This window comes from Bradyrhizobium guangdongense, from assembly GCF_006483445.1.
Lineage (GTDB): Bacteria > Pseudomonadota > Alphaproteobacteria > Rhizobiales > Xanthobacteraceae > Bradyrhizobium > Bradyrhizobium guangdongense_A.
In genome coordinates this window covers 18854-35906 of record NZ_PPPT01000174.1, presented here as the reverse complement: position 1 = coordinate 35906, position 17053 = coordinate 18854, and the positions used below count along the sequence as shown (strand labels likewise).

The window sequence follows — 17053 nt, the reverse complement described above, 5'->3', positions numbered from 1 at the left end:
CGGCTCGCGGATCGTGTCGGTGATCGATTCAGTATAAGCGCACGCGCCGCGAAGCTTCGCCTCCCCCGCCTTCAGCGTCGAGATATCGGCGAGGTTGATGACCACGCCCTCGATCCGGTCCTCCTGGGTCCAGTAAGGAGAAATACTGCAAAGATACCAGGTTCCGGACGCGCTCTGCACGTCAGCCTGAGCGCCTATCTTGCGCTCACGGTCGAGCGACTCCTGAAGCTGACTATTGACCGTCGTAAGTTCTTCGTTGAGCGACTGCAGTTCGTTCCTCCCGCAACGACTCCAACTCCTCGTTCGTCGACTGGAATTCCTCGTTCAGGGAAACGGCTTCTTCGTTCAGCGACGTCAGCTCCTTGGTTCGAGGCCTGCAGATCGCGGATCGTCATCTCGAGCTCCCTGCGGTCCGTCTCAAGCTCCTGTTCGAGTTGCTCGATGCGCGATGCCTCCGCCGGCGATTCGGCGGCCCTGGCCGTCCAATGGGTTTCGCACGTCGTGGGCATGGCCTGCGAGCGCGCCGGCATCAGCGGCCTTACGTGTCAGGACCTGCGCGGCACGGCGGTGGTTCGGTTGGCTATCGCCGGCGCCAGCGTGCCGCAGATCGCGGCCGTCACCGGCCACTCGCTGAAGGACGTCGAGGCCATCCTCGATGCGCACTATCTCGATCGCGACATTCAGCTTGCCGAAGCCGCAGTGCTGAAGCTCGAAGCGAGAACAAAACTGTAAAGGGTGGTGTAAACGGCGCTGGTTTCGCCGCTCGTGAAAACCGCTAAGTGTTTGATTTAAATGGTGGGCGCACCAGGGCTCGAACCTGGTTTGCGAGAGTCAAAGCGCCGCCACGGTTGCAAAGCCGTGCTCCGCTGCCTCGAGGGCAACGGCGATGTCGGCCTCGGTATGGGCGGCGCAGAGGAACATGTTGTGCTTGGGATGGAAGTAAACGCCCCTTGCAAGCATCGCGCTGCAGAAGGCCGTACCTCTCCGATAGTCCGGGTCTCCTTCAAACAAAAGGGTCGGCATTTGCACGGGCCCGGATTGACGGATTGACAGACCGAACTGACGGGAGCGCGTCTCCAGGCCATCACGCAGCGTTTGCCCGAGCTGCGCAAGACGCGTCGGAACGTCGTCCCTGCGCACGATCTTCAGCGTCGCGACGGCAGCAGCCATGGCGACGGCGCCAGCCCAGAATGACCCCGTGACAAAAACCTGGGACGCCGCACGGCGCAGCCAATCAGCTCCGGTCACAGCCGCCAGGGAATGTCCATTGGCGATCGCCTTGCTCCAGGCCGACAAGTCGGGCCGAACACCAAGCCCTTCCCAGCTACCTGCGGCGTTGAGGCGGAAGCCGGCGCGAACTTCGTCGATCACAAGCGCGGCCCCCTTGCTGTCACAGATGCGGCGCGCCGCGCGCGCGAACTCTGCGGTGGGGAGTTCCTGGTCGAATCCGAGATCGTGGCGGAACGCCGAAATCAAAATTCCGGCAAGATCATCGCCCGCTGCGTTAGCCGCCGCCTCAAGACTCTCGACGTCGTTGAAAGTGAAGTATGCGAGATGGGCGCGATCCTCCGCGGTCACACCGAAAAGCGACGGTGAGCACCACGGCACGGCGCCATGGTAGGCTCCCTTGGCGACGAGGATCTTTCGCCGGCCTGTTGCAGCCCTCGCGATCGTGACGCACGTCGTCGTCGCATCGGTGCCGTTCTTCTGAAACTGCGTCCAATCGGCATGTCCGACCATGTCCACGATGAGCTCGGCCAACTCGACCATGACTTCGGCCGGGCCATTGAGGCAGTCGCCGTCGCGCCGCTGACGCTCGGCGGCTTCCTCCACCTCGGGATGGTGATGGCCGAGCAGATTGGGACCCCAGCTGCACATGAAGTCCACGTAGCGGTGACCGTCGACATCCCAGAGCACGCCGCCCTCGCCGCGGCTGAAGAATTGCGGATACGTCTCCGGCAACTTGGCCGCGTGGAGATGACCCCACATCCCGCCTGGCACAACCTTTTCGGCTCGCGCCCGCAGGGCAGCATCCCTTGTCCTGATCAATTCCGGCATGCCTTCTCTCCTCTAACAATGATATATCATATATTATGTTGTTAGTGACAAGGGAATTGTTGCTTTGCCGGCCCGGGACCGTAGACCTCGTGAGGCCACGGTCCGATTCCGAGCTAACAAATTTGGGGTTTCGAGAGGCGGCGAACCTTCAAGGTCCTGTCGCTGAACAAGGCGCAGACGATCAGTGCGCAGGAACGACATCCTATATTATATATGAAGTGGATTCGAACCCGTATCGGCGCGGATTGCCGAAACGGCCCAGACCTTTCGGGGACCGAGCATGGCTGACGTTGAACAGAGACATGGCGAGGGCGGCGTGGGCCCGGTCGCGCGCGACAGCCTGACAAGCCTGGTCTACAACAATCTGCGCCAGGCGCTGATGGAGGGCCGGTTCTGGCCGGGCCATCGCTTCAAGATTCGCGATCTTGCCGCGACCATGAACGTCTCGGAGACGCCCATTCGCGAAGCCCTGATGCAGCTCGTGCGCGGCCGTGCGCTGGAGATGCAGGCGGGACGCTCGATCATGGTCGCGCACATGACGGCCAAGCAGTATATCGAGCTCAGGACTGTCAGGTTGTTTCTCGAGGGACTTGCCGCCGAGCACGCCACCACGCGCATCTCGGAAGCCGATATCGACAGGATGGAGGCCACTCACCGCGAGCTGATCAGCGCCGAGAAGGAGCACAGATGGTCCGACGCGGTTCGCGCCAACTGGCAATTCCACCGCGGCCTCTATGATGGATCGGGTCTTCCCGAAGTGCTCGCCATCCTTGACGATATCTGGATGCGCAACGGGCCCTTGTTGAATTTCCATTATCCGCACGCCCCCCCGACCTATCCAAACGAACATCAGCACTTATCCGTTCTCAAGAATCTGCGGCAGCGCCGACCGGACAAGGTTCGCGAGTCGATCCAGGCGGATATGATGGAGGGCGGCCAGAATCTTGTCCGGTTGCTGGAGAAGCATGGCGGCACACGCTTCATGACTCCCGAGACGGCCATTGACGAAGACGTCGAGACTGAAGCGACGAAGACGCGCGCCCCACCACCTGCCAAGGCCGCACGCACGAAATCCCGGCGTCGCTGAAAGTTGCTCACGCGGAGCGAGGCACGGTGAAGCGATCGAGGATGTTGCGGGTGATCCGCTGCGTGAACGGGTCGCCGCGCTTCAGCCCCATCACCCATTCGCAGGTCGCGGCTGTCAGCACCTCGCCCTTGCCGCGGGTCATGTGCACCATCATGCCTGAGCCGTATTTGTAGCGGGCCAGCCCCTCGGGCGTGACCTCGCCGGTGATGCATTCCACCAGGCCTTCGTGGTCGCTGCTGCGTACGTAGTAGCGGAAGCCCTCACCCTGCGGCTCGTCTTCGGCCAGGACGGCCGGCGCCATCGCCAGGATCTGAATGGTCTCGGGCTGCCCCTCGGCCGGAACCGGAAACGGAAGACCGTTGCGGAACGTGTAGTCCAGCCCGTCGACCTCGTAGGCGAAGATGTGCTGCTTGTCGCCGAAGATATCCGCATAGTGCAGTCCGGTGCCGGCAAACGCCCAATGCTCGGGGCGATAGACCGTAAAGCCTCTCTGGCCGTTCGGCGCGAAGCCGCCCCAGGACGCGTAGAGGCCATGCGCGCCATTCACGCCGACCGTCGAGGCGCCGGGCCAACGGACGTTGCGATCTTCCCAGGCTGATGTCATCAGGCGCGCGCGGTCCGTGCCGACGATCGGGTCCTTGTGGACGGCCTTGAACTTGTAGCAGACTTGACGCTTGCCATCCTCCTCGAGCCGGATCTGCCACAGGAAGTTGGCGCCGAAGCGCGCGAGCCGCCCGCCGCCTTCCACATAACGTTCGATCGCCTCGCGCATCTCCCACGTCCAATACTCGTCATGGCCGACGATGGTGACGCACGGATAAGCGTCGAGCAGCTCTGGCCGGTAGTGAAGATCGGTCTGGGTGATCATGTCGAGGGCGTAGCCTTCCTTCTGCGCCCAGAGCACGAAATGCCGGTCGAACTGGGCCCAACCCGCTGCCGCGTAATACTGGCCAAAGCCGTTGGAGAACGCCCACTCCTTCATCTGATAGCGCGGCGCGTCACCCATCCCGGGGGCAGGATCGGCGCAGATGCGCGGCGCGCCGGGGGGCAGCCAGACCACGCCGCGCGTCCATGGTCGCTGCAGCGACAACACCGGCGACGGCTCGTCGCTGTCAGGACCTTCGACGCCGAAATAGTGATTGGCTCCGCCGAAATCATTGTAGGCGGTCCAGGTGCCTGTCGGCAGGATCATCAGAATCTTCGCGCGCCGCGTCTTCTCGGTCGGACGCACGACGAAGAAATGATGCTGGACGAAGCGGGCCCCGTTCGCCCGCTCGCACGACGAGACCACGCGATAGAAGCCCGAGCGCAGATCCGGCGGCAATTTCCAGCGATGAGCGACGGGCCAGTTGCAGCCATTGCGATAGGCATCGGGCGGCGTGGCCGCGAACACGCCTTCAAGCGCATCGATCTCATGCACCATCTCGGGTTCGAGACCATCGCGATAGATCTGCAACCGCCATGCCTTTGCGGTTGCGGAGGAGCGAAAGACGATTTCGTCTCCTGGGTCGTAAGACATCGCATCGGTATAGGTGTAGACCTCCGCCACGGCGGGATCGCCGCGCGGGGCTTCGTACCAGGGCTGGCTGCCCCAGTGCTCATCCGCATGCATCGGACGCGCCCTGCGGGGAGCGACGTTGAGGGATCCCAACTCCGGGGGGTGAAACTCAGGCTTGTCCGACATGACAGCCTCCCTGGTTCGAGAGCCATCTCTGGCGACGAGATGGCGATTTTGTATGTTGGGCCGAAATCGAGGCAGCAGTCTAGGCTGTGGCAGGCATGACGAAAGGCCGTGGATCGAGAAACCTGTTCACGACGTTCCACGTGATGGTGCTGATATTGTTGTCGTAGTTGTTGTGGCCCAACGACATGCCGTAGGTGATCGATCCCGTCGCAAAGACGGCGCCACCATTGATGGTCTCGAAGAACACCATGTCGGCGCGCACCAGCGCATTCTGCGTGCCGTCAAGGCCGTCGACCACGGTGCGAAACTCCTCCGGCGTCGGCAGCGCGCCCGCGCCCAATCCTTCAGATGTCGCGATCCGCAACGCGTGCGGCGGCGTTCCGAGCTCGAGATCGTAGCGATCGATCTCGCTGCCGACGGCGCCATTGTAGCGAAATCCAAAATCACCGAATTTTTCGTGACGGCCCGTGCCCTCGAAGATGAACGTGACGCGCGCATCCTCGCTTTCGGCGGTGCGCAGATAGTAGCCGCAGGTATCGTTGATCATGGCCGAGAACCCGACGCCGACGAGCTTTTGCGGCGCAAAGCCCGAATGCCGCCACAGCGAACCCGGCTCGCCTGTGCCGGCAAGGTGCACTTCACCCGGCTCCGATTCCCAAGTGCGCGTTCCGGCCATGCCGCGGCGGACCTCCAGCGCGGCGGGCGCGGCCGGATGAAAGCCGCAGCGCCAGTAGAATGCATTGCCTCCCATCGAGACATGCCGCCCACCGGCGTTCTGATACGCCATGATCGCGTTCATCATGTTGAAGCTGTAATATTCGGGGTGGGTCGGCGTCATCATGACCCGGTAAGGCGCAAGCGCCCGCGCTCCTTCCCGGTCAAGCTCGACATCCGTGATCAGATCGTAGGCGATCCCCTTCTCCTCGAGCCAGTCGAGGATATGGGTGTCGTTGATCAAATTGAACCAGTAGCCGCGCGGGCGCATGTTGAGGATGGGCCGCAGCCAGGAGCTGTACGCTCGCCCCGAACCGTCGACATGGCAATCATAGGTCGACTGGCCGATCTCCGGGTTCTCCTGCATGAAGACGTCATCTTGCGGCAGCCACAGAACGTGCTCCATCAGCGTCTCGAAGTGGACCTGATAGAGACGCAACGCACTGTTGGCATAAGCCAGATATGTCGCGACCGAAGCGACCACGACGAGATCCGCGCGCCTGGACGCCTTGCTAGGCGTCACGAAGAAGGTGACGTAGCTTTCGCAGTCCCGGTCGGGATTGTCGCCACCTGAAGTCAGCCGGAGCGCATAGACACCTGACCGCCAGTGGGCCGGCACATCGAGCGTGCAGGTGGTCTGCCACCCGCAATCGTAGATGTCGTCGCTGTGGAAATGAATCGCCGCATATTCCTGCGGCGACAGCCGCCAGTCGTGGACGGATCCAGACCAATGAAAGCCGGTCACGCCCCTGCGAGGCAACTGGCGGAGGCGGCCATGCAGGCCGTTCGGCGAAAGATCCTTGACCGACAGTGACGAGATTCCATTCGAGAAATCCCAGAAGGCGACAAGCCCGGCATCGCTCGCTCCCGTCCGCTGCCGGCCGTCGAAGACACGCAGCGCCTCTGCGTCCAACGGCCGCGAAAGGACACGCGGAGCTTCGATCTTGCCGTCGAAGTGCGCGCTATATTGGCGATCGCCATTCAGATGATGGGCCGCGATCAGGAACGGCAGTCCGGAGTCGAGCGCGAGCGCTTGTGGTAGCGCGAACGATTTCGAATGGGCAGCGGCCGGCCGAACGCCGTCGGGCGGAACGATCAGTGACAAGGAGGCCGATCCCTGCGAAAGGTCGAGCGCGCAGGATACGAATGACCAGACACGCGGGCGCAGCTTGACGTCGAGGGCAAAGCGGGCTGGCGTACCGCTCGCCTGGCCCAGCACCAGGACAAGAGTCCCCTCCTCGTCGAGCTCGAGCGCATAGCCGCGCGCCGATCGCTCGCACCAATTTCCCATCACGGCCTTGGCGTTATCAGCGATCCGCGTCGGATACACATAGGCTCCGAAACACCAGTGCCCGCCGGTTGGGACCAGCGCACCGTCGTGATCAATGACCGCGTTGGATCCGGGCCGGATCGGTTGGTCGAGGCAGGCATGCTCACCGTCAATGCTGCTCGTCATCACCTCATATTTGAAGCCCGGGCCGTTGGCATCGACATCGCCACAGCGCAGCCGCAACACCTCCACCTTCACGCTTGGCCGCTTGCTGCTCAGCTGGAATCTGACGGCCTCGCCTGCCGGGACGCTGATACGATCGGGATAACCGAGATACTCGTTGGTCTTATAGATCACCGGAAACCTCCGCAGGGAGCGTCGTTCCCGTCATTTCCTGCCAGCGCAGCTTGAAGACGTGCCACTCCGCTTCGACGAGAGAGGTGAAGACGCGATCATCGACGAAAGGCATCGGATCGCCTCGACGCTTGGGGATGCGCGACAGCCGCCAGGCCTTGCCAGGTTCGAGCACGATCAGGACCAGCCGCCCTTCCGGCCTGCCCCATCGCATCCGCGCCAGCAGCTTGCGGAGCTCCGGACTATGCACGCCGAGCGGACTTGCGCGGAACTCCTCTACGAGATCGAGCCTTTTGGGATCGATCACGTAGCGCAGCGCAGCGGGGTCACTGGTGTGATCCATGGTCCGTCCTCATCTTGCAACGCGGATGGCGGAAGTGGGTGCGCGGATCACCGGGTCAGCCAGGCCATCCACCGCTCACGCAGCTCGTTACGATGCTCGCCGATCCAGGCGAAATCGGGCTTGACCAGCTTTTCGTAGTTCTCCGGCGAGGTCGCGTAGAGATTGCGCTCCTCCAGCTTCAACAGTTCGATGGCCGACTTGCTGGCCGTCGCATAGTTGACAGCGCGCATGAACGGCACATGCGCGTCGGAGCTTGCATAGAAGAAGTCGAGATAAGCCATGGCGGCATTGAGATCAGGTGCGCCCTTGAGAACAGCCATGTAGCCGGTGTCGCGAATGGCCTGGTCCCAGGACATGGCGGCCGGTACGCCCTCCTTCACGACAGCGAGCGCGCGGCCTGAATAGCTCATGGCCATGACGACCTCGCGGCTACGCATGATCTGCTGCACCTGGTCGCCCGTCTTCCACCACACCCCGACATTGGGACGGATCTCGTCCAGCTTCTTGTAGGCGCGATTGATGTCCAGCGGGAAGAGCTGCTCCGGCTTGACGCCATCGGCAAGGAGCGCTGCTACCGGCACCCACCAATCGCTGTCGCCGGTGTCCGGCAGGCCTCGCGGCCCGGGAAACTGCTTGACGTCCCAAAAATCCGCCCATGTCTTGGGCGCCTTGGTCTTGAACGTCTCGGTATTGTAGGTGATCAGCATGCCGCCGGTCGTGCGCGCAACACCGTAGGGCTGACAGGCGTCTGAGACGCCGAACTTCTGGACGCTCGGCAGTTTCGCACAGTCGATTTTTTCGAGCATGTCCGTGCGTCCGACCAAATCGGGACCCGTTGCCGTGACGATGTCGAACTCCACCTTGCCGGTTCGCTGCATTGCCTTGGCGCGCGCCCACTGGTCGGGGACCTCGATTGCGACCGGGACGATCTCGACGTTCTTCGCCTTGCTGAAGGGATCGTAGAAATATTTCGCAAGGGTGTTGCCCATCAGGCCGCCGGTGGTGGCAATCACCAATTGGTCTTCCAGTTTTTCAGCGGCGGCCGGCAGCGTTCCACAAAGAACCGAAGCAAGCACGAAAGCTGCCGGGCTCCACATCCAACCTGTTTTCAACATCGACGGTCTCCTCTCTGGCTATCAGCTGGCTCGCTACCGGGTGACGCTGCGGGATCTGAGGACATGGGCCCCCAGCAGAATCAAGATGGACAGGACGATCAGCAGTGTCGCGATCGCGGGAATCACCGGCGTCAGGTTCTGCTCGATGTCTTCGAACATTCGGCGCGGCAGCGTCTTCTGGCGCACACCGGACAGAAAGAACGACACCACCGGCTCGTCGAAGGAGATGATGAAGGCAAATAGCGCGCTGCTGGCGAGGCTCGGCAGGACGAGTGGCAGTGTGACCAGGCGGAAGGCCTGGAAGCGCGACGCGCCGCAGCTCATGGCCGCCGCCTCCAGATTGGCATCGACCTTTCCCAGGGCGGCGGCCATCGTGAAAACGACGAACGGCAAGGTGAGCACCGTATGCGCGAGCACGAAGCCGGGGATGGTGCCCGAGAGACCGATCGTCTGAAAGAACAGATAAAGGCCGACGGCGAGCGCGATGTGCGGCACGATGATCGGCCCGATCAGGAGGATCTGGAAAACGGTGACCAGCCGGCTGCGGCCGCGGATCATTGCATAGGTCGCGGCCGTGCCGATGACCGACGCGAAAAGAGCGGTCAGCAAGGCCACCTGCACGCTGAGCCAGGTGGCCGCACGCCATTGCCTGCTGTCAAAATATTCCGCGTACCATTTCAGCGTAAAGCCCGACGGCGGAAAGGCCAGATAGTCGTTCTGGCTGAACGACATCGGAATGACGATAACCAACGGCACGATGATGAAGGCCAGCACGGCATAGACGTAGGCCCCCAGCGCGAGCGATCCGCGGTCGGTCGGCGGCTTCATGAGGCATTCCCCATCAGCCGGTCGAACCGGAGCGTCTTGCTGAAGACGATCGCCAGCAACGTCACGAATACGGTCAGCACCCCGACCAGCGCGGCAGCGAAGGGCCAATCGAGGACCTCGCGGATCTGCTTCGAGACAAGCGTCGAGATCATCATCTCCTGCGGCGAACCGAGCAGCGCGGGCGTAATGAAGAAGCCGAGCGCCGTGAGGAACACGAGCAGCGAACCGGAGACGACACCCGGCAGGCTCAGGGGAAGGATGACCTCCAGGAAGGTCCGCAGGCGCGTTGCGCCGAGCACGGCGGCCGCCCGCCCATAATCATTCGGAATGCTGCGTAATGCGCCGTAAATAGGCAGGATCATGAACGGCAAAAGCACGTGGGCCATGGCGATGACCACGGCGCTCTGGGTATAGAGCAGCTTGAATGGCTCTGAGGTCAGGCCGAGAGCCATCAACGCCGAATTGATCAGCCCGTTGCGCTGGAACAGAAACGACCAGGCGGCGGTGCGGACCAGGACGCTCGACCAGAGCGGCAGGATGACACAGACCGCGACAAGGGCGGCGACCGTGCCCTTCGCCCGGCTCATGTAATAGGCCACCGGGAAGCCCAGAACCACCGACAAGGCCGTCACCAGCGTCGCGGTCCAGAGCGTGCGCATCAGGACGCGCATGTGAACCGGATTTTCGACGACGCGTGCGTAGTTGTCCAAGGTCGGATGCGGCTCGAGGACGCTGATCACCAGGAGTTGCAGGATCGGATAGACGAAGACGAAGGCGATGATCGCGAAGAACGGCAGGAGCAGCAGCAGCGTCGACAGACCGCTCAGCTGGCGGCCGTCGGAATGCCAGAAATGCGATCGGCCCGCCTCCATCATCACCGCTTCCCCCGATAGAGCAGCATCGCCTCCGTAGGGATCGTGAAGGACGCAACGTCGCCCGGGGCCAATGAGCTGAGCTGCGAGGCGCCGGGGATGCGCGCGCGCATCTCGGTGCCATCAGGCAGACGTCCGATCAGGAGTAGGGCTGACCCGGCATAGACAATGTCGCTCAGCGTCACGGTGACGACTTGCCCGGGAGATCCGGCGCCAAGTTGCAGCCGCTCGGGCCTCACCGCCAGCACCGCCGCCTCGCCGGCTGCAAGGCGCTCAACTGCCGCCGTGGCCGGCAGGCGCCATGTTTCACCCCATGGCAGCGCCACCGAGATGTCGTCGCCGACGCTTTGAACGGCAACGTCGACGAAATTCATCTCGCCGATGAAGCCGGCGGTAAAGAGATTCGTGGGCCTTTCGTAAAGCTGGCGCGCCGGCCCGATCTGCTGGATCTTGCCATCCCTCAGGACGGCGATCCGGTCGGCCATGGTCAGCGCCTCGCTCTGGTCGTGGGTGACGAAGATGACCGTGATGCCGAGCTCGGCATGCAATCGCTTGATCTCGAGTTGCATGTCTTCACGCAGGTTCTTGTCGAGCGCACTTAGCGGCTCATCCATCAAGAGGACACGCGGCTGATAGACGATCGCACGCGCGAGCGCCACACGCTGCTGCTGACCGCCGGAAAGCTCATTCGGACGGCGGTGGCCATAGCCCGCCAGACGCACGGTCGCGAGCGCGGCTTCGGCGCGCGCATGACGTTCAGCCGTCCGGAGACCGCGCATCTTCAAGGGAAAGGCGACATTGTCGAGGATCGACAAGTGCGGGAACAGCGTATAATTCTGGAACACCATTCCCAGATTGCGCCTGTTCGAAGGAACATAGGTCAGGTCTTCGGAATCGACGTGAATGGTGCCACTGGTTGGGAATTCGAATCCTGCAACACTCATCAGGATCGTTGTCTTTCCGGAGCCGCTTGGTCCGAGCAGGGCGACAAATTCACCGGCAGCAATATCGATATCGACGCCATCGACGGCAGACACGGCACCGAAGCGCTTCTCCAAGCGGCTGATGCGGATCGATGCGCCCGTCGCCGATTGTCTGGCCGATGCAATATTCACGGAGTTTCGCTTCCCTTCCGTTTGCCTTCGATGCGGGCCGGCCCTCGCACCCCAATCCAAAGTCCTGGCCCTTGATATAATATTTGATATATCAGGCTAGCGCGCGATGAACCCCGCGACAAGGGCCATCTGCGCATCGAGCATCGGCTTTCCGCCGATGACCTTTGCGCCCTGCGCAGCCGCCCTTGAAAGAAGCCGGGTCACTGCCGGATTGACGATAATGTCGCTGACAGTGGTGCCTTGACCGACACCTTCGATATCCAGCGGAAGCGGATCATCCGGCTTCATGCCGAGCGACGTCGTATTGACGATGAGATCGAATGCACGCGCCTCCGCGCGACCGGCGCTGACCTTCGTGGCGGGATAATGCGCAGCCACGGCAGCGGCAAGCGCGCGGGCTTTCTGGTCATCCCGATTCATGATCGTGAGTTCGCGCGCGCCGGCCTCCGCCAAGCCGAATGCGGTGGCGCGTCCCGCGCCTCCAGCACCGACCTGGAGCACCTTGCGATCGCGAACCGCAACGTCATGCTGAGCGAGGCTGGCGATGAATCCCCTCGCATCCAGATTGTCGCCAACGAGACGCCCTTCGGCCGTCCGCTTGACGAAGTTGACCGCGCCAATGAGCCGTGCCGCAGGCGTTATCTCATCCAGATACTCAATCACGCACGTCTTGTGTGAGATCGTCACGCCGAAGCCGAAGACATTGCCCATGAGCTTGATGCTTGCAACGACGTGGCCGAGATCGCCGGGCAGGACATGTATCGGCGACACCGCCAGATCGTCGCCGATCGCTCCGAAATAAGCATTCATGACCGCACTCGCCCGCACATGATCGATCGGGTCGGCGAGCACGAACATGATCTTGGTCCTGCCGGTGATCTCCATGGAATAGTCCTCCTCAGGCCGGCAGAGCAGCGCGGCCGTAACTGCCATAGCGCTCGACCACCCGCGCCATTTCGTCGTCGGTAAGGATCGCGGGCGCACCGGCCTGACAGGCAAGCAGATACTGCCGGGCAAGGGTTTCGAGCTTCACGGTGAGGTCGAAGGCCGCCTGCAGCCCTTTGCCGACGGCAATCATGCCGTGGTTTGCCAGCAGGCAGGCCTTGCGCTGTTTCAGCGCCGCGACGGCGCCATCGGCGAGAGCCCTGGTACCGAATGTGGCGTAGGGCGCACAAGGCACGTCGTTCCCGCCAATGCTGGCGACCATGTAGTGGAATGCCGGAATTGGCTTTGCGAGGCAGGACAGCGCGACGCAACAGTCGGCATGGGTGTGCACCACCGCGTTCACATGCGGATAGGCATTTAGAATCGCCAGATGCATGTGCCATTCACTGGAGGGCAAGCCGTTCCCAACCACCGTTCCGTCGCGCTTCAAATGGACGAGACCGTCGATCGTCGTGTTGCTGCTATTGCCGCCTGTCGGCGTGATGAGAATGTCTTCTCCCATGCGACAGCTGACATTTCCGCTGCTGCCGTGATTAAAGCCCTTGGCTTCCAGGCGCGCGACAATATCCAGCACGGATTGTCTGAGTTCGCGTTCGGTCAATGGACCCCCTCCGGATTCAACATCGCTTCGAGCGTGGTCGCGAACAGGTCGTCGGGGCCCAGCTTGCCGGACTTCAAACAGAGGGCCACCGGATCCTCGTCCTCGGTCACCGCGGTGCCGATGCCGGGTCCGCCATAGGGACCGACCCGCAAGCGTCGAATGCCGAGCTGCTCGACGATCGCACCGGACGTCTCGCCACCGGCCACGACGAAGCGTCGCACGCCGATGCTGCGAAGAGAGACAGCGAGCCGACCAAGTATGGCTTCGGCGAGCTGCGCCGCGCCTTCACGGCCGTATCGCTGCTGAGCCATCTTGACGGCCTCGGGCGCGCCAGACGTGGCGAAACCGACAGGACCGCGGTCCAGCCGTGGCCGCGCCCAGTCGAGCGCGTCGCCAACCGTCGCCGCCACATCTTCGGCATTGAGGAGATCGATGCGAAGCACGGGATGAATCTTCTCGAATTCAGCGAGTTGCTCCAACGTCCGCTCGGCGCAACTGCCGGCGAGAACCACGCCGCCGCCGCGAACTGGCCGCAAACCCGGCGGTCTGCTGGCAGGGGGGATGAGCTCCCGCGCCTTCCAGATGTCCGGGTAGTGCTGCACGATCGTCGCATTGCCCGTCATCAACTTCCAATCACAGGTGAGCGCGGCAAGCGTATCGAGATCCCGATCATAGATCGCGTCGGCAATGAAGTAGCGGATGCCCCCGGCCGCCGCGTCCGCGATCGCGCGTCCGGCCGAGTCCGAGCCGGCGTTGACCTGCGCATGCGCGAGAAGACCAACCCTGGCCCGCGTTTGGCGCTGCAGAATCCGGACCAGATCGGGATCGGTCATCGGCGTCAGCGGATCATAGCGTTTCGGGGAGTCCGAGATCAGCTCGGTCCCGAGAAAGAGATGGCCGTTGTAGACGGTCCGTCGAAGGACAGGAGAAGCCGGGCAGAAGGCGGTGTATTCGGCGCCGGTCAGCTGCATCAGCAGGTCGGAGACCGGGCCGATATTCCCCCGGTCGGTGGAATCGAACGTCGCACAATATTTGAAGAAGATTTGCCTGGCGTCCCGAGCAAGCAGCGCGCTTGCTGCCTTCGCCGTCATGCTGACGGCTTCGCTTGCGGGGATCACCCGGGTCTTCTGCGCGATCACGATCGCCGGCACATCCCCGCAGCTGCCGACGAGATCGGGATCCGTGACAAATCCGCATTCGATGCCGGCAGCGACCAGCACGGCGGCTGTTTCCATGCCGCCCGTCAGATCGTCCGCCACCACCCCGAAGATAAGCTTCGTCATGCGTCTTGCAGGTCCCGCGCAGTTGTCGGCATTTTGATACATGATATATCAAATATTTGCAATACCGGCCTGCCGTGCGAAGGTCGCCGAAACTTGTGGGCAAGACAGGACGTGCCCGATCGTGAGGTGCCCGGGAAGAGCCTTGGCGACAAAAAGGAAGCGCGTCGAACATCGCACCAAGTGCCTGACGACGCCGGCACAGGAATCGACTCTGACCGGATTTCGACACCTCTATCCGATAGGGCTTCTTTTCGACCCGACCCAATTGGTGCGTCGGCGAATGCGCAAGTGTAGCGCAGCGAACCTGGTCGAATTCCACGAAAAGCGCAGGAAATTCGGCGAATCTGATCGATATCGCGCCGCTCACAACAGTCTGGTTTCAGGTTCGAGTCCCGCCGGTGCGGCAGAGGCGCTTAGTTGCTTTCACTGCTGGGCAGCGGCTTCATATTCATGGGGTCATGCCCCTCAGGAGTCTTATTCCGTGCCGCAAGCTATCTTATCCGCGCAGAGTCGGCCTCATCGTTCGCCTGCCGAGTTAGCCTCCATCATTACAACCGCCTATGGGCGCATCGAGCGGGACCGGCACCGCAACTGCTGGATACATGTACGGCCCATGGAAGAAGCGCTGGCCGAGGCCGATACCCTCGTGCGGCGAGCGGCGGCCGGTGAAGTCCTGCCGCTCCTTGGCGTGCCATTCGGCGTCAAGGACAATATCGACGTCGAGGACATGCCGACGACGGCAGCCTGTCCGTCATTCGCATATGTGGCTGCGCAATCGGCCAGATGCGTCGAGAGATTGACGGCCGCTGGTGCGATCTGTCTCGGCAAAACCAACCTGGATCAATTCGCAACCGGACTGTCCGGCACCCGCTCGCCCTATGGCGCCTGTTCCAGCGCGGCCAACGATCTCTTTGTCTCCGGGGGTTCGAGCTCCGGTTCGGCTGCTGCCGTCGCATCCGGCCATGTTGCCTTCGCGCTCGGCACAGATACGGGTGGCTCGGGCCGGATTCCCGCAGGCTTCAACGGGATCATCGGGATCAAGCCAACCGTCGGCCTCGTCTCGTCCCGGGGGCTCGTGCCGAACTGTCCGACACTCGATTGCCCCTCGATTTTCTGTAATTCCATTGCCGAGGGTCGTATTCTGCTCGCCTTGATCGAAGGATTCGACGACAGCGATCCCCATAGCCGCCAACGGATTGCCTCGTCCTCGCCATTTCCTCGCAAATTCCGGTTCGGCCAGGTCGCTGGCGATCATCTGAATTTATTCGGCATGGCGGAATGCAATGACCTTTACGGGCAGGCCTGCATGAGGCTTTCGGGACTGGGAGGCCAAGCCAGGCAAATCGACTTCGCGCCTTTCGCCGAAGCCGGTGACCTGCTGTTTTCCGGGCCCTGGATTGCCGAGCGTCATGCGGCGATCAGCAAGCTCCTCGACATCGATCATGGAAACCTGCTTGACGTCATCCGCAACGTACTCGGCGCAGCTGCCCGGTTTTCCGCAACAGATGCGTTCGCCGCGCAACATCGACTTCTGAAGCTGCGACGCCAGATCCAATCGCTTTTCGAGAAGATCGATGTCCTGGTGGTACCGACCGCGCCACGCCCCTTCACGATCGCGGAGATGATGGAAGATCCCATCACGCTCAACAGCCGCCTCGGTTACTACTCCTATTTTGCCAATCTCCTGGACTTGTGCGCGGTGGCCGTTCCAAACGCAACGCTCGGCAACGGCATGCCGATGGGCATCACCTTGCTGGCGCCGGCATGGCGTGACCATGCGCTTCTCGACCTTGCCGAGCGATGGCTGCCCGATGCGAAGACCGGACTGTTCGATCTCAAGGTATATCCGAAGGCGAGGTTCTGAGACGCGATGGCGTTAGGTCGCTCCACATGGAGAGTCTCGATTCTGGAGACACCGCCTCCCCAACCCTCCCCCGCAAGCGGGAGAGGGAGCGCACCGTCTGCGCGGTTCGCAAGCGGACTTGATCCCGTCATGCTCTAGACGACTTCGAGATCGAGAGCGCGCAGATTGAGGATCACAATCAGGCCCCGGTGATAACGGATGATGCCCCTCGCCTGCATGCGGGAAAGCTGCACCGTCACCCATTGGCGGGTTGAGCCGATCAGATTGGCGAGATCACCATGCGTGAACGGGATCCCGATCACGATCTCGCGGCCCTGCGGCGAGCCGTAGATCTTCGAGAGGAAGACCAGCAGGCGATGCAACCGCTCGGTCACCGAGCGGGTCCCCAGCATCTGCGCCATGGCCGAGTAGCACCGCGCCTTGAAGGCGAGCGCATCCAGCAGCGCGACCGCGATGCTGGCCGATTGAAGCGCCAGCGTGCGCAGGGCCGGGCCGGGCAGGAACGTCACCCGGCTCCGTTCCACCGCAACCGAAGACCATACGTGGGCACCACTACCGAACAGATCCGGGCCGCCGACGAAATTGCCGGCGAACCAGTAGGCCAGCGTCACCTCGCGTCCGGAAGGCGCCGCATAGTAGCTGCGAATACGCCCCTCCTCGATCAGATAAATGCCGTTCTGCAAATCGCCCTGACGCCAGACATGCTTGCCTGCCGGCAAGACCTCCTCGCGGCCAATGGCGAGGACACGCCGCCGGTCAGCCTCACACAACGGATCCAGCAGACTGGGCAGCGCCCCGACCAGAGCATCCGATCCCGCCAACATGATGCCAGTCGTATTCCTGAGACTTGCCGCTGACATCTGCTCGCTCCCTTGCCGCCGCAAGGGAAAACCATTCAAGAGCCATGCCAGAGCTGTCGT

The 17053-nt window shown here is 62.4% G+C and carries 15 protein-coding genes and 1 pseudogene; 3 read left to right on the top strand and 13 right to left on the bottom strand.

The features are described from left to right. Positions 1-180, bottom strand: a 180-nt coding sequence (locus tag C2U70_RS33885) for a PAS domain-containing protein (RefSeq protein WP_140981200.1), incomplete at its 3' end; no start/stop codon positions are given. 261 nt (positions 181-441) lie between these two features. On the opposite strand from C2U70_RS33885, the gene C2U70_RS24520 reads away from it, so the two are divergent. Next, positions 442-732: a hypothetical protein gene (locus C2U70_RS24520; RefSeq protein ID WP_246666852.1), complete on the top strand. Its 291-nt coding sequence runs from the start codon at positions 442-444 to the stop codon at positions 730-732. 99 nt (positions 733-831) lie between these two features. Here C2U70_RS24520 and C2U70_RS24515 read toward each other — a convergent pair whose 3' ends face one another. Beyond that, the gene (locus tag C2U70_RS24515) at positions 832-2058 is read right to left on the bottom strand and encodes an aminotransferase class III-fold pyridoxal phosphate-dependent enzyme (protein ID WP_140981199.1); all 1227 of its coding nucleotides are present in this window, start codon (positions 2056-2058) and stop codon (positions 832-834) included. A gap of 280 nt (positions 2059-2338) precedes the next feature. Between C2U70_RS24515 and C2U70_RS24510 the strand changes: the two are divergent. Next, positions 2339-3043 (top strand): annotated as a pseudogene (locus C2U70_RS24510) (GntR family transcriptional regulator); the annotation flags it as partial. A 109-nt stretch (positions 3044-3152) separates the two neighbouring features. Here the strand turns inward: C2U70_RS24510 and C2U70_RS24505 are convergent. The 10 genes from C2U70_RS24505 to otnK all read right to left on the bottom strand — a co-directional run bounded on the left by C2U70_RS24505 (position 3153) and on the right by otnK (position 14269). Continuing rightward, positions 3153-4829 (bottom strand): N,N-dimethylformamidase beta subunit family domain-containing protein, encoded by a 1677-nt coding sequence (locus C2U70_RS24505; RefSeq protein ID WP_140981198.1) that lies wholly within the window; start codon positions 4827-4829, stop codon positions 3153-3155. A 79-nt stretch (positions 4830-4908) separates the two neighbouring features. Beyond that, a complete protein-coding gene (locus C2U70_RS24500; protein WP_140981197.1) occupies positions 4909-7170 on the bottom strand; it encodes a N,N-dimethylformamidase beta subunit family domain-containing protein in 2262 nt (753 codons plus the stop codon). After that, positions 7160-7510: a hypothetical protein gene (locus C2U70_RS24495; protein WP_140981196.1), complete on the bottom strand. Its 351-nt coding sequence runs from the start codon at positions 7508-7510 to the stop codon at positions 7160-7162. The genes C2U70_RS24500 and C2U70_RS24495 overlap by 11 nt, the downstream gene beginning before the upstream one ends. Positions 7511-7557: 47 nt before the next feature. Further along, positions 7558-8625 (bottom strand): ABC transporter substrate-binding protein, encoded by a 1068-nt coding sequence (locus C2U70_RS24490; RefSeq protein ID WP_140981195.1) that lies wholly within the window; start codon positions 8623-8625, stop codon positions 7558-7560. A 33-nt stretch (positions 8626-8658) separates the two neighbouring features. After that, positions 8659-9453, bottom strand: coding sequence for an ABC transporter permease (locus C2U70_RS24485; RefSeq protein ID WP_140981194.1), 795 nt, complete (start codon positions 9451-9453; stop codon positions 8659-8661). Next, positions 9450-10328: an ABC transporter permease gene (locus C2U70_RS24480; RefSeq protein WP_186294442.1), complete on the bottom strand. Its 879-nt coding sequence runs from the start codon at positions 10326-10328 to the stop codon at positions 9450-9452. The genes C2U70_RS24485 and C2U70_RS24480 overlap by 4 nt, the downstream gene beginning before the upstream one ends. Beyond that, positions 10328-11434: an ABC transporter ATP-binding protein gene (locus C2U70_RS24475; protein ID WP_433960703.1), complete on the bottom strand. Its 1107-nt coding sequence runs from the start codon at positions 11432-11434 to the stop codon at positions 10328-10330. The genes C2U70_RS24480 and C2U70_RS24475 overlap by 1 nt, the downstream gene beginning before the upstream one ends. 102 nt (positions 11435-11536) lie before the next feature. Beyond that, positions 11537-12325 (bottom strand): shikimate dehydrogenase family protein, encoded by a 789-nt coding sequence (locus C2U70_RS24470; RefSeq protein WP_140981192.1) that lies wholly within the window; start codon positions 12323-12325, stop codon positions 11537-11539. Positions 12326-12338: 13 nt separating this feature from the next. Then, complete coding sequence (locus tag C2U70_RS24465) at positions 12339-12986, bottom strand: class II aldolase/adducin family protein (protein WP_140981191.1); 648 nt, start codon at positions 12984-12986, stop codon at positions 12339-12341. Next, positions 12983-14269, bottom strand: coding sequence for a 3-oxo-tetronate kinase (gene otnK / locus C2U70_RS24460; protein WP_140981190.1), 1287 nt, complete (start codon positions 14267-14269; stop codon positions 12983-12985). The genes C2U70_RS24465 and otnK overlap by 4 nt, the downstream gene beginning before the upstream one ends. 481 nt (positions 14270-14750) lie before the next feature. On the opposite strand from otnK, the gene atzF reads away from it, so the two are divergent. Then, on the top strand, positions 14751-16133 hold the full coding sequence (gene atzF, locus C2U70_RS24455) for an allophanate hydrolase (RefSeq protein WP_246666849.1): 1383 nt from the start codon (positions 14751-14753) through the stop codon (positions 16131-16133). Between the two features lie 134 nt (positions 16134-16267). Here the strand turns inward: atzF and C2U70_RS24450 are convergent, their stop codons facing one another. Next, entirely contained in the window at positions 16268-16993 is a 726-nt protein-coding gene (locus C2U70_RS24450) for a Crp/Fnr family transcriptional regulator (RefSeq protein WP_140981189.1), read from the bottom strand. Positions 16994-17053: the final 60 nt, after the last annotated feature.